The organism is Agrobacterium deltaense RV3, assembly GCF_900013505.1.
In the GTDB taxonomy this organism is placed as follows: Bacteria; Pseudomonadota; Alphaproteobacteria; order Rhizobiales; family Rhizobiaceae; genus Agrobacterium; species Agrobacterium leguminum.
Map to the genome: position 1 here is coordinate 141,486 of NZ_LT009746.1, position 12,952 is coordinate 154,437.

A 12,952-nucleotide genomic window follows, 5' to 3' on the forward strand; every position below is an offset into this window, starting at 1 on the left:
AAGGCCGGCAAGACCGCCGCACGGGCATGTGCGCCCGCACGGCCGATCAATGTCGTTACTTCGAGGCCAGGAACTTCTGCTGCGCCTTGGTCATGTAATCAGCCCATTGCTTGGCAAGGTCTTCCGGCGTGATATCGCCGAGAAGCGCTTCCTGCGACGTCTTGATCACAAGCGAATCCTTGAAGAAAGCGAATTCCTCAAGATAGGTCGGCATCGTCGTCGGCACGGCGTTCTTGTCGGCCAGCTCGTCGAACCAGCCCTTGAACTGCTCGCTGGCATAGAAGGGGTCCTTCTCCGCCGACTTGTGCACCGGCAGCGCACCGGTCTTCTTATTCCACTCGATATTGCCTTCCGGCCCTTCAAGCGTCTCGATCAGCTTCCAGGAAAGGTCCTTGTTTTCGGATTTCGACATCATCGACCAGCCAGCAAAACCGATCGTCGGGAAGGTCTTGCCGTCAGGTCCCTTCGGCATGGTCATGACGCCGAAATCTTCCGGCTTCATGCGCTGGGCAATGGCGATCAGCGCATCCGGGTCCTGATCGAGGAAAGCGCAGGTGCCGGAATAGAAGCCGGCAACGATTTCGTTGAAGCCCCAGTTGACGCTGTCCTTCGGCGCCAGTCCGTTCTTGTAGAGATCGATCACATAGGTCAGGCCCTTCACCCAGCCGGGGCTGTCGAAGGTGGAGGTGCCATCCTTGGTGAAGAACTCGTTCGAACCGGCCATGGATGCGCCGAACATGACCCAGCCGTTGAGGCCGCCCGGGCCGCCGCGAAGGCAATAGCCATATTTGCCGGGAAGGGCCGCGACCTTCTTCGAGGCGTCGGCGAATTCGTCGAGCGTCTTCGGCGGCTCCTTCACGCCTGCCTGTTCCAGCAGTTTCTTATTGTAGAACATGGCGCGGAGATAGAAGCCGTAGGGCAGCATATAGGCCGTGTTCTTTACGTCGCGACCGAGTTCGAGCGTGCGCTCGCTGAGCCCTGCCGTGTGTTCCCATTTGGCGAGGTAGGGCTCAAGGCTTTCGAGCATGCCGTTATTGGCGTAGAGCGACAGCCAGGTATCAGGCATTTCCATCACATCGGGAATATCGCCCGCAGAGACCATGGTGGCGAATTTCTGGAAAGCCTCGCTCCATGGAAGCGAGATGATTTCAACCTTGGTGCCGGGATTGGCCGCTTCGAATTTCGAAACGATGCCTTTCAGCGTTTCGGTGCGTTCCGGGCTGGTGATGACTTCCACCAGCTTCAAGGTCGTGTCCGCCAGCGCCGTTCCGGTCATCAGGGCGGTGAAGATTGCTGCTGTTACCAGTTTTTTCATGTCGTTCTCCCCTTTTTTGTCGTCAGTTTAAAAATGCGTCAGGCGGCGGTAGCCGCCTTGATCGCGGGTTCGAGATCGTTCCAGAGGGCTTCCGTGCCCTCCAGCCCGACATGCAGGCGCACCGAACGCGCGCTGATGCCGAAGGTGTGGGCGGAGTTTGGCTGCGCCTTCTGTTCAAGCACCACTTCGCCGGGGACGATCAGGCTTTCATGCCCGCCCCAGGAAACACCCAGTTTGAAAAGCTTCAGCCGGTCGGCAAAAGCGCGCACATCCACGCCTTCCTTGAAGATGAAGGAAAACAGGCCCGACGTGCCGTTGAGACCCGGCGGCAGGCGGTTCGCCAGCCCGGGATGGCAGACGGTTTCCACGACATCGAGCGCGTGAAGACGCGTTGCGATATCCAAAGCCGAGGCCTGATGCGCCTTCATGCGCAGTGGCAGGGTGCGTAAGCCACGGATGAGCAGCCAGGCATCGAAAGGCGACATCTTACCGCCGAGATAGGGATAGGTTTCCGCACGGATGCGGTCGATCATCGCCTTCGAACCGGCAACCACGCCGGAAACCACGTCGCTGTGGCCGCCGAGATATTTCGATGCCGAATGCACGACGAGATCGACGCCGAGCGAGATCGGCTGCTGGAAGACCGGGCTTGCCCAGGAATTGTCGATGACGGTGACGGCGCCGTGCCGCTTGGCAATGGCCGCCAGCGCGCCGACATCATGCGCCTCCATCACCCAGCTCGTCGGGCTTTCCATGTAAAACAGCTTCGCGCCCGGCATCGCCTTTTCAATCGCCGCCTCGTCGCGGCCGTCGACATAGACCACCTCGATATTCATGCGCTGCATGAAGGTGCCGAACAGGCGGAACGCATCGGGATAGACATGGCGCACCGCGACGATCCGGTCGCCCGGCGAAACGAAGGAGAGCACGGTGGAGGAAATGGCCGACATGCCGCTTGCAAAACCGAGCGCATCTTCCGCCCCTTCCAGCTTCGCCAGCATCTCCTCAAACAGCCGCACGGTGGGGTTCAGCCCGCGCGTATAGACCGGCCGCACCTTTTCGCCGCGATAGGTGGAGACCATCTCGTCATAGCTGGAAAAGGTGAAAAGCGAAGTCTGCACGATGGGCGGCACCACGGCCTCAAAGGCGTGGGCCTCGTCATGCGCAACGATAAATGAGGCGGGATCGAAGAGATCGTTGCCATGGTTCATTTCGACATGTCCTTGATATCTTCCTCGACGACAGCGAGGATTTTCAGTGTTTCTTCCCGCGCCGTCTCCGCATCCCCGGCGGCGATCGCGTTGAACAGCGTGCGGTGAAAGGGAAAGGAGCGGCTGGCGAAATCCGGCCGGTCAAAGGGTTTCGACCAGAAGCGTTCGAAACCTTCACGCATCTGCTCCAATAGCTGCTTGAACAGCGAATTATGCGTGGCGTCATAGATAGAGAGGTGAAAGGCGAGGTCCGCCTTGCCAGAGGTTCCCTCGGCCAGATGCACCCGCTCCATCTCATCGAGCCGCGCTTCCATGGTGGCGATATCCTCGGGCGTGCGACGGCGCGCGGCGGCCATGGAGGCCTCGACCTCGATGCCGCGCCGTACTTCCAGCGTCATCAGCAGCGCATCGCGCAGGCTTTCGGCATCGATGGAAATCGGCATATGCACGGTGGCAGCGGAAATCGGCTTCAGCAGATAATTGCCGCTGCCCTTGCGGCTGTCGATAACGCCGAGCGCCTGAAACTTGCGAATGACTTCACGGATGGTGGAGCGGCCGACACCCAGCGCCGCCATCAGCTCCCGCTCCGCCGGCAGCCGGTCTCCAGCCTTCAGCCCTGCCCGCTCCACATAGTCGGAAAGCGCGGCCTCGACCTGGCGCACGCGGTCGCTTGGCGGAATCGGCTGCATGAGTTCCCGGCTGGACCTGTCCAAGACGCACCCTCTAAATTGGTCTGACATCTTACCATTTCAAACGGGATGTCGATTGTCAACCGGCAGGCGGCCGTGCGTGCACACCATTCGGTTGGAGTGGCGAAAGAGTACCGTCGCAAGCTAGATACGGGAAAAGGTCAAGACGGGATGGCTGAAGTGAAGAGGTTAAAGCGCCGAATCACGACGACTGATGGCTGCCGGCTAAATCACCGTCGCATGGGAAACGCCACGCGCCAAAGCATCGGCATACTCGTTGCCGACGGTGCCGGAATGCCCTTTGCACCATTCTACAACCACGTGGGGATGCCGCTCCAGCAGGCTGTCGAGCTGCTGCCAGATGTTCCTGTCGGGGATTGGTCTTCGGCGGGTACGCTGATTAGGCGTAATCCGCTTCCAGCCATTGTTGCGCCAGATCGCCCTATATCGGTGGCAGCCTTCGATGACATGAACGGCATCCGTCCAGAGCGTGACTGCCCGCGTTGGCGCCTCGGCGGCGATCCAGGATAGTGCGTTGAGAACAGCGAGGACCTCGAACGTATTGTTCGATATGCCGACAGTCCTGCCTGAAGCGGAATGGACTTGGTGACCCGCTTCATGAACCACGAACGCCCATCCTCCGGATTTGGAAGCATCGTCGAAGGAGCCGTCGGTGAAGATGTGAAGCGCATCGGACATGAAGAGGCTTTTTAGCACCAATATGGAAATCGCTAAAGGAAGAGTTCCAGGGCCATTGCACGAACACAAAAGCAGAGAGGGCGGCACAAGCCACCCTCCCCGAACTCACAGCGATATGGTCCAACTTACTGGCCGAGCACGGCCGCCGTGATCGTCTCGATATTGTGGTTGATCATGTCGATATAGGTCGCAGCCGGGCCGTCGGCAGTCGAAAGCGCGTCGGAATAGAGCGTGCCGCCAACCTTCAGGCCGGTTTCGCTGGCGATCTGGTCGATCAGCCGCTTGTCGGTGATGTTTTCGACGAAGATCGCCGAGGCCTTGTCGTGCTTCACCTGATCCACCAGCTTGGCGACATCGGCGGCCGAGGCTTCGGATTCCGTCGATACGCCTTCAGGTGCGAGGAAATTCAGGCCATAGGCATGCTCGAAATAACCGAAGGCGTCATGCGAGGTGATGATGACGCGCTTTTCCGGCGGGATGGCGGCGATCTCGGTCTTCACCTTCTCGTTCAGAGCGGCAAGCTTGGCGATATAGGCATCCGAATTGGCGGCGTAGGTCGCGCAACCGGCCTTGTCGACCTCGCAAAAGGCGCCGGCAATGTTCTTCACGTAGATTTCGGCGTTCTTGATCGACTGCCAGGCATGCGGGTCGAACTCGCCGTGATGGTGATGTCCCTCATGGCCGTGGTCGTGATCATGGGCCTCAGCGGTCTCATGGCTGTGGCCGGCTTCCTCTGCCTTGTGGTCGTGACCTTCCTCTTCCTCGGCTTCCGGATGGGCGTGACCGGCCGGCTCTTCGGAAAGCTTGAGCGGCTCAACACCCTTGGTCAGTTCCACCACCGGCGCCTTGGTGCCGCTGGTGTCGATCAGCCGCTTCAGGAAGCCTTCGAATTCCAGACCGTTGACCAGCACCACATCCGCCTTGCTGACGGCGACGGCATCGGCCGGACGGGGTTCATAGACATGGGCATCGCCATCCGGCCCGACCAGCGCGGTGATTTCGACGCGGTCGCCGCCGACGTTCTTCGCGAAATCGGCGATGATCGAGAAACTGGCAACGACCTTGAGTTCGGCGGCGGACGCCTGCGCCATCAGAACCGGGGAGAGGGAAAGAAGGCTGGCGCAGGTGGCCAGACGGACGGTTTTGAACATGAAGGTTCTCCTTTTTCGAACGCTGTTTTCAGGCCGTCCTGTGACGGCCGGAACCGAGAAGATCGCTGAGCACGCCGCGCGTGCCGATGAGGATGGAGAGCGCATAAATGACGCCCGCGGAAAGGATGATCGCCGGGCCGGATGGCAGCGACGCGTGATAGGACAGAAGCAGGCCGGCAAAGCAGGACGCCATGCCGATGCCGATGGAAATGAAGCACATGGGCGCGACACGGTTGGACCAGAAGCGACTGGCGGCGGCGGGCAGCATCATCAGCCCGACCGAGAGCAGCGTTCCCAGCGCCTGAAAGCCGCCGACCAGATTGAGCACGACAATGGCAAGGAAGAGGAAATGCACCGGGCTGCCCCAATTGCTGACCGAGCGCAGAAACAGGGGGTCGAGGCATTCCGCCAGCAGCGCCCGCCAGAAGGTTATCATCACCACCAGCGTCACGATGCAGATGCCGCCGATCAGGCCAAGCGCCTCATTGTTCAGCGCCAGCACCGTGCCGAACAGCACATGCATGAGATCGACGCTGGAACCGCGCCACGAGACGAGCAGCACGCCGAGCGCCAGCGAAATGAGATAAAAGGCGGCAAGCGAGGCGTCTTCCTTCTGGATGGTGAAGCGTGACACAGCGCCTGCACCCAGCGCGACCAGAAGGCCGACGGCCAGCCCGCCGATGGTCATGGGCAGGATTTCCAGCCCGTAGAACAGAAATCCGACCGCCGCTCCCGGCAGGATGGCGTGGGACATGGCGTCGCCCGTCAGGCTCATGCGGCGCAGCATCAGAAACACACCGACCGGGCCGCAGCTGATGGCAAGGATCAGCGCACCGGCAAGCGCACGCTGCATGAAGACATATTGGACGAAGGGTTGGATGAAGATATCAGCCATGGACATTCGAATTCGCGTGGGAGTGGGCATGGGAATGGGCGGATGCCGCCTGCGGACTTGCCCCGACGATCTGCAGCGAAGGCGCCTCGGCCGGCTCGCACCAGGGCGCATTCTCCTCCCACGCCTCGTGGAAATGCCGCGCCTGTCGGATGTTTTCCGCCTTCAGGATATCGGCCGTCGGACCCAGCCCGACGAGCTTTCGGGCAAGGAACAGGGTCTCCGGAAAATGCTGCCGCACGAGCTGGAAATCATGAAGGACGACCAGAACCGTGCGCCCCTCCGCCACCCATGATTTGATGAGGACCATAAGGTCGGAAACGGTGCGCTCGTCGACGGCGTTGAAGGGTTCGTCGAGCAGGATCAGCTGCGCATCCTGCAACATGGCGCGGGCAAACAGGGCGCGCTGCATCTGGCCGCCGGACAGCGAGTCGATATTGCGCTTTTCAAAACCGGAAAGCCCGACCGCCTCCATCACGCGGCCCATCGCCGCCCGGTCTTCGGGACGGTGGCGGCCAAGCAGGCCGCGTTTCGGCCAGAGACCAAGCGCCACCAGATCCCGCACCTGCGCCGGAAAGGAGCGGTCGAGTTCCGATTGCTGCGGCAGATAAGCGACGGACAGATCTGGGCTTACCCGGCATTCGCCGCCGAGCGGCTTCAAAATGCCGGCAATGCCTTTCATCAGCGTCGATTTTCCCGAGCCATTGGCGCCGACCACCGCAGTGAGCGAGCCTTTGGCGATATCGCCATTCAGATGATGCACGGCCGCGCGGCCGGCATATCCAAGCGTCAGGTTTTTGAAGGCGAGGCACGGATCGCTCATCGATCCCTCCGGGGCAGGATGTCATTCGATGGCCCTTGATATGTAATGTTATTACATTCGTCAAACGAATATGTAATGAAATAACATTAACTATCGGAAAGATACGTTGCTCTTCGCGTAAGCCACAGCCCCCACATTGCGGAACGCTTTTTTTCTGTCGCCCGTTGACAGACGGCCAATATGTAATGTTATTACGTTACAAAACTAAGACGGGGCAGCATCGAACCCGTCATTTCCAGATCGTGTCCGTGGCCGCCATGAGGTCGACGCGAGCGTTGCCAAAGAACGAGGTCCATATGTCGCAAAAACTTCCCGTCACCGTACTTTCCGGCTTTCTCGGCGCCGGCAAGACGACGCTTCTCAACCATATTCTCGCCAATCGCGATGGTCTGCGCGTGGCGTTGATCGTCAATGACATGAGCGAGATCAATATTGACGCCGCACTGGTGCGCGATGGCGGCGCCAACCTCTCCCGCACGGAGGAGCAATTGGTGGAAATGACCAATGGCTGCATCTGTTGCACGCTGCGCGACGACCTCCTGACGGAGGTGCGGGCGCTGGCCGAACAGGGCCGTTTCGATTACCTTCTGATCGAATCCACCGGCATCGCCGAGCCGCTTCCGGTCGCGGCGACCTTCGATTTTCGCGATGAAAACGGCCGCAGCCTTTCCGATGTTGCGCGTCTCGACACCATGGTGACGGTGGTGGATGCCGCCAATCTTCTCAACGATTACGGCTCGTCCGATTTTCTCGCCGACCGGGGCGAAACGGCGGGCGATGGCGACAACCGCACCATCGTCGACCTTCTGGTGGAGCAGATCGAATTCGCCGATGTCGTCGTCCTCAACAAGATCGGCACCGCGACGCCGGAGGAGCGGGACGCCGCCCGCAAGATCATCGTCGGGCTGAACCCGGATGCGAAGCTCATCGAGGCCGATTTCGGCAAGGTGGCGCTGAAGGAGGTTCTCGGCACCGGCCGTTTCGATTTCGCCAGGGCCGAAGAACACACCCTGTGGTTCAAGGAATTGCACGGCTTCAAGGACCACATTCCCGAAACCGAGGAATATGGCATCCGCTCCTTCGTTTACCGCGCCCAGAAACCCTTCGACCCCGTGCTGTTCCAGCGTTTCATCGACCGCGCCTGGCCCGGCGTGGTGCGCGCCAAGGGCTTCTTCTGGCTGGCGACGCGTCCGCGTTATGTCGGCGAGATCAGCCAGGCCGGCGCGTTGGTGCGCACCGGCAAGATGGGCCTGTGGTGGTCCGCCGTGCCGAAGGAGCAATGGCCGCGCGAAAAGCAGTTCCTCGATATGATGAAGCCCTATCTCGATCCGGTCTTCGGCGACCGCCGACAGGAAATCGTCTTCATCGGCTCCGACCCGATGAACGAGGCGCGCATCCGCGCGCAGCTCGACGCCTGCCTGATCGATACCGAGGCATTCACACCGGATGCATGGCGGCACCTACCAGATCCTTTCGCAAGCTGGGACAGGCAGGCGGCTTGATCGATAGCTACCGATGCGAAGCATCTGTAAGCCGTCACCCCGGACTAGGTCCGGGGTCCAGCGCGATCAAGTACCTGATCGCGAGAGACTCTTTTCACGGCGCAGACGCGCCGTGGCTGGATGCCGGATCCAGTCCGGCATGACGGAGGAGAGGCTTTATAGAAAATTCAGCGTCACCAGCGCCAGAACGAGATAACGCCCGACCTTGGCGATGGTGACCAGCAGCAGGAAGACCGGCAGCGGTTCCTTCATGATGCCGGCGGCGACCGTCAGCGGATCGCCGATCAGCGGCGCCCAGCTGATGAGCAGGGACCATTTGCCGTAACGACGATACCAGTTCTGGGCGCGCTCCAGCGCCGCCTCCCCGACCGGAAACCAGCGTTCATGCCGAAAACGCTCGATACCGCGGCCAAGCAGCCAGTTCGCAAAGGAACCGGCGACATTGCCGGCGCTGGCCACGGCGACCAGCAGCCAGACGGGCTGTGATTTCAGAACAATGAGGCCGGCTAGTGCGGCCTCCGACTGCATGGGCAGAATGGTCGCCGCGATAAACGCCGTCAGGAACAAACCCGCATATACCGCCAGATCGGCCATCGCCCGCCCTTCATCATCCGTGAATCCTGTCGCTGCCCCTGAAGTGGCGGATGAGGGCGTCAGCGGTCAAGCGCATCTTGAGCCTGAAAACGGGTTCTCAAGCCGAATTCGCAGCGATGGCGTGCACGATATCGTCATGATCCACCGCGAGAAGCGGCTTGTGGATGGATAGTTGCCGGCTTGTACCGGAAGCCGCCAGGATGACGATCACCGTTTCGCGCGGCGGGCAATCCGGCAGGGCGCAGGAAAGCTCACTGACGGTGATAATGTCTTCGGGGCGGAGATGCAGCAGATCGCGGGACCATTGCTTCAGAAGTCGGGCCCGCGAGACGATTGCCGAGCCGCTGCGCGCAAGCGGATTGTTCATGCCCTGCCCTTTCGCCCCGCCTGCGAGGCCAATGTCTCGAAGAGAGCGCGGATCGGCTGCTGCGGCATGTCCATGCCGATCAGCACGATGCGCGTGGAACGATTGCCATCCGGCCAGCGCTCCAGGCGGGTCAATGGATAAAGCCGGTGCTGCACCGCATGGGCGACAACCGGCCGCTCCGGATCATCCGTCGCGCCGAAAATTCCCTTGAGCCGCAGCAGGCCGGAATGCACATTGCTGGTGACGAGTTCCAGAAACGTGACGATCGCCTGCGGATCGAAAGCGCCTTCAAAGGTCAGATCGAAAGCCTCGATCCCGACACCATGGCGGTTGATATCGTGCTGGTGGGCGGCATGAAGGCTCAGCCTGTCGGCCGCAAGCCACCCCGGCGCATCCTCCGGCTTGCCACTAAGCGAATAATCCGAGGCTGCAAACAATGACATCAGATCGAAATCGACGGCATTACGGTCATGAAACGAGGCCGCAGGATTGAGATCGGCGAGGCTATCCCGGTCCACGGCAGCGGCATCGGCAAGATCGGTTTTCGTCAGAACGATATGGTCGGCAAAGGCAAGCTGTTTCCAGCCTTCGATAAAGCTGTCGAGCATCGCCGGGCCGGCGACAACGTCGAAAGCCGTGACCACGCCTGAAAGGTGGAAATGCCGGGCCACGATGTGATCGCGCAGGCCAAGCGCCGGCGTGCCGCCGGCGATCAGGCTGTTGATGATCGGCGCGGGATCGGCAAGGCCGGTGGTTTCGATGACGACCCGCGATACTTGCGGCATCATCCCCTCCAGAAAGGCCTGATGCAGCTCGTAAAGCGAGGTGCGGATATCGCTGGTGGCCGTACAGCAGATGCAGCCCGTCGTCGTTCTGAAATATCGTTCAGAACCCGTTCGCACCAGACCGTGATCAATGGGCACCGAGCCGAATTCGTTGACGATGACCGCGGCATCGCGCATGGCCGGCTCAGTCAGAAGCGCGTTCAGCAACGTCGTCTTGCCCGCGCCCAGAAAACCGGTCAGCAGGGTAACCGGCACCGTGCGGACAGGTGGCGCGACGGCCGAATCGTCCCTGGAATCGACCGCTTTCTTCCGCTTCATTCCGAACACATCCGCACCTTCGACATTCATAAATTCGCCGAACCATAATACGTAATGTAATAACATATCAATGGCGATTATTGGATTTCCGGCGGGAGCTGATCCTGCGCCTGTATGCCCCTGAGGGGCGGGCGCATGAAAAAACCATGGAACGAAGGAAATGGAATAATAAATCCGTTTCCTTCACTTTCGTTTTAATCGTTCCACGTTCTCTTGCATTTTCGTTAGAGTTCGCTTTTAATCAGTAATGCTAATACAGAGAAGATCGCCCGCAGCCGGATCGAGGAGGAACCACTGCAATAAGGGGCTGTATCTTTTACTGTTTTCATAATGGGAGGAATGACCTTGAAAAAACTCAGCTACCGCCTCGCCGCGGCATCCGCGCTTTCGTTTTTTGTCACATCGAATGCATATGCAGTAACGGACATTCAATGGTGGCACGCCATGACCGGCGCCAATAACGAGGTCGTGGATACGCTTGCCAAAGAATTCAACGATAGCCAGAAAGAATACAAGATCACGCCCGTCTTCAAGGGCACCTATCCGGAAACGCTGAATGCCGGTATCGCGGCGTTCCGCGCCAAGCAGCCGCCGGCGATCATTCAGGTCTTCGACGCCGGTTCGGGCGTGATGATGGGTGCTGCCGGCGCCATCAAGCCAGTGGCCGACGTGCTGAAGGAAGGCGGCTACACCTTCAACAAGGCCGATTATCTGGCCGGCATCGTGGCCTATTATTCCAAGCCGGACGGCACCATGCTGTCCTTCCCTTACAATTCATCCTCGCCGATCCTCTATTACAACAAGGATGTCTTCCAGAAGGCCGGCCTCGACGCCGCCAACCCGCCGAAGACCTGGCCGGAAGTTTTCGAAGCTGCCAAGAAGATCAAGACCAGCGGTGCCGCGCAGTGCGGTTTCACCTCCACCTGGCTCACCTGGATTCAGACCGAAAACTTCGCCGCCTGGAACAACGTCTCCTATGGCAGCAATGAAAACGGCCTTGGCGGCACAGATGTGAAACTTGCGGTCAATGCGCCGCTCTTCGTCGAGCATTTCCAGGCGATTGCCGATCTCGCCAAGGACGGCACCTTCCGTTATGGCGGCCGCACCTCCGAAGCCAAGCAGCTGTTCATGTCCGGCGAATGCGGCATCCTGACCGAATCCTCTGGCGGCCTTGGCGATATCGTCAAGACGGGCATGAATTACGGCATCGGTCAGCTTCCCTATTATGAGGGCCATGGTCCGCAGAACACCATTCCCGGCGGCGCCAGCCTCTGGGTTTTCGGCGGCAAGAGCGATGCCGAATATAAGGGCGTGGCCGAGTTCTTCCACTTCCTCTCCCAGACCAAGATTCAGGCGCGCCTGCATCAGGTCTCCGGCTATATGCCCGTGACCATCGCGGCCTATGAGGAAACCAAGAAATCCGGTTTCTATGACAAGAACCCCGCCCGTGAAACGCCGCTGCTGCAGATGATGGGCAAGCCGCCGACAGAAAACTCCAAGGGCGTGCGTCTCGTGAACCTGCCGCAGGTGCGCGACATCATGAATGAGGAATTCGAGGCGATGCTGGCCGGCAAGCAGGACGCGAAAGCCGCCCTCGACAAGATCGTAGAGCGCGGCGATGCGGCCATCAAACAGGCTGCCGGCAACTAAACGATCCCCTGCCCCGCCCGCATCCTCAACAGGATGCGGGCGGCATTCCCATCTCATCAGGAGATCGCCGTGCAAAGCGTCGTATTCCCCAACAAGATCCTGCCCTATCTGCTGGTCGCGCCGCAGATCATCCTCACGGTGATCTTTTTCTTCTGGCCGGCAAGCCAGGCGCTCTACCAGTCGACCATGCGCGAGGACGCCTTCGGGCTGAGCAGCAATTTCGTCGGGCTGGCCAATTTTTCCGCCGTGCTCTCGGATGAAAGCTATCTGAACTCGCTGCAGGTCACGGTCATTTTCAGCATCCTGACCGCGCTCGTCTCCATGGGACTGGCGCTGCTTCTGGCGACGGCGGCGGACCGCGTGGTGCGCGGCAAGGGCTTTTACCGCACCATGATGATCATGCCCTATGCCGTCGCCCCTGCGGTAGCCGGCATGTTGTGGCTCTTCATGTTCAACCCTGCCATGGGCACGTTCTCCTACATTCTGCGCCGCAACGGCATCATGTGGGACCCGCTGCTCAACGGCGATCAGGCCATGCTGCTCGTCGTCGCGGCTGCTGCGTGGAAGCAGATAAGTTATAATTTCCTGTTTTTTGTCGCAGGCTTGCAGGCAATTCCTAAATCATTGCTGGAGGCGGCCTCCATTGATGGCGCGCGCGGTTCGCGGCGCTTCTGGACCATCGTTTTCCCGCTGCTTGCGCCGACAACCTTCTTCCTTCTGGTCGTCAACACGGTTTACGCCTTCTTCGATACCTTCGGCATCATCCATGCCGTCACCGGCGGCGGCCCGGCCAAGGCGACGGAAACGCTGGTCTACAAGGTCTATAATGATGGCTTCGTGAACCTCAATCTCGGCTCTTCCGCCGCGCAGTCCGTGATCCTGATGGTGATCGTCATCGCGCTCACCGCCTTCCAGTTCCGCTTCGTCGAGAAGCGCGTGCATTACGGCTGAGGATT

The 12,952-nt window shown here is 60.0% G+C and carries 13 protein-coding genes; 3 read left to right on the plus strand and 10 right to left on the minus strand.

Going from position 1 to position 12,952, the window contains the following annotated elements:
- Positions 1 to 55 precede the first annotated feature (55 nt).
- The 7 genes from AGR7B_RS15090 to aztA all read right to left on the minus strand — a co-directional run bounded on the left by AGR7B_RS15090 (position 56) and on the right by aztA (position 6,780).
- Positions 56 to 1,315 (minus strand): ABC transporter substrate-binding protein, encoded by a 1,260-nt coding sequence (locus AGR7B_RS15090; RefSeq protein ID WP_078052483.1) that lies wholly within the window; start codon positions 1,313 to 1,315, stop codon positions 56 to 58.
- 38 nt (positions 1,316 to 1,353) lie between these two features.
- On the minus strand, positions 1,354 to 2,526 hold the full coding sequence (locus AGR7B_RS15095) for a PLP-dependent transferase (RefSeq protein WP_080857199.1): 1,173 nt from the start codon (positions 2,524 to 2,526) through the stop codon (positions 1,354 to 1,356).
- Positions 2,523 to 3,215, minus strand: a complete 693-nt coding sequence (locus tag AGR7B_RS15100; protein ID WP_003525094.1) for a FadR/GntR family transcriptional regulator — start codon at positions 3,213 to 3,215, stop codon at positions 2,523 to 2,525. The genes AGR7B_RS15095 and AGR7B_RS15100 overlap by 4 nt, the downstream gene beginning before the upstream one ends.
- Before the next feature lie 225 nt (positions 3,216 to 3,440).
- Positions 3,441 to 3,914 (minus strand): ribonuclease H family protein, encoded by a 474-nt coding sequence (locus AGR7B_RS15105; RefSeq protein ID WP_080857200.1) that lies wholly within the window; start codon positions 3,912 to 3,914, stop codon positions 3,441 to 3,443.
- Between the two features lie 125 nt (positions 3,915 to 4,039).
- Positions 4,040 to 5,065, minus strand: a complete 1,026-nt coding sequence (aztC, locus tag AGR7B_RS15110) for a zinc ABC transporter substrate-binding protein AztC (RefSeq protein WP_080857201.1) — start codon at positions 5,063 to 5,065, stop codon at positions 4,040 to 4,042.
- A 28-nt stretch (positions 5,066 to 5,093) separates the two neighbouring features.
- The gene (aztB, locus tag AGR7B_RS15115) at positions 5,094 to 5,960 is read right to left on the minus strand and encodes a zinc ABC transporter permease AztB (protein ID WP_080858114.1); all 867 of its coding nucleotides are present in this window, start codon (positions 5,958 to 5,960) and stop codon (positions 5,094 to 5,096) included.
- Positions 5,953 to 6,780 (minus strand): zinc ABC transporter ATP-binding protein AztA, encoded by an 828-nt coding sequence (aztA, locus tag AGR7B_RS15120; RefSeq protein WP_080857202.1) that lies wholly within the window; start codon positions 6,778 to 6,780, stop codon positions 5,953 to 5,955. Before aztA ends, aztB begins: the two co-directional genes overlap by 8 nt.
- A gap of 296 nt (positions 6,781 to 7,076) precedes the next feature.
- Between aztA and zigA the strand changes: the two genes are divergently transcribed.
- Positions 7,077 to 8,282: a zinc metallochaperone GTPase ZigA gene (gene zigA / locus AGR7B_RS15125; RefSeq protein WP_080857203.1), complete on the plus strand. Its 1,206-nt coding sequence runs from the start codon at positions 7,077 to 7,079 to the stop codon at positions 8,280 to 8,282.
- Positions 8,283 to 8,438: 156 nt separating this feature from the next.
- On the opposite strand, the gene AGR7B_RS15130 is transcribed toward zigA, so the two are convergent.
- The 3 genes from AGR7B_RS15130 to AGR7B_RS15140 all read right to left on the minus strand — a co-directional run bounded on the left by AGR7B_RS15130 (position 8,439) and on the right by AGR7B_RS15140 (position 10,346).
- Positions 8,439 to 8,876 (minus strand): YqaA family protein, encoded by a 438-nt coding sequence (locus AGR7B_RS15130; protein WP_003523340.1) that lies wholly within the window; start codon positions 8,874 to 8,876, stop codon positions 8,439 to 8,441.
- A gap of 97 nt (positions 8,877 to 8,973) precedes the next feature.
- On the minus strand, positions 8,974 to 9,243 hold the full coding sequence (locus tag AGR7B_RS15135) for a hypothetical protein (protein ID WP_080857204.1): 270 nt from the start codon (positions 9,241 to 9,243) through the stop codon (positions 8,974 to 8,976).
- Positions 9,240 to 10,346, minus strand: a complete 1,107-nt coding sequence (locus AGR7B_RS15140; RefSeq protein WP_236780914.1) for a CobW family GTP-binding protein — start codon at positions 10,344 to 10,346, stop codon at positions 9,240 to 9,242. The genes AGR7B_RS15135 and AGR7B_RS15140 overlap by 4 nt, the downstream gene beginning before the upstream one ends.
- A 339-nt stretch (positions 10,347 to 10,685) precedes the next feature.
- Between AGR7B_RS15140 and ugpB the strand changes: the two genes are divergently transcribed.
- Together ugpB and ugpA are read left to right on the plus strand one after the other, a co-directional pair.
- The gene (gene ugpB, locus AGR7B_RS15145) at positions 10,686 to 11,996 is read left to right on the plus strand and encodes a sn-glycerol-3-phosphate ABC transporter substrate-binding protein UgpB (RefSeq protein WP_003523344.1); all 1,311 of its coding nucleotides are present in this window, start codon (positions 10,686 to 10,688) and stop codon (positions 11,994 to 11,996) included.
- Between the two features lie 69 nt (positions 11,997 to 12,065).
- Complete coding sequence (gene ugpA, locus AGR7B_RS15150) at positions 12,066 to 12,947, plus strand: sn-glycerol-3-phosphate ABC transporter permease UgpA (protein ID WP_078052474.1); 882 nt, start codon at positions 12,066 to 12,068, stop codon at positions 12,945 to 12,947.
- Positions 12,948 to 12,952 lie beyond the last annotated feature (5 nt).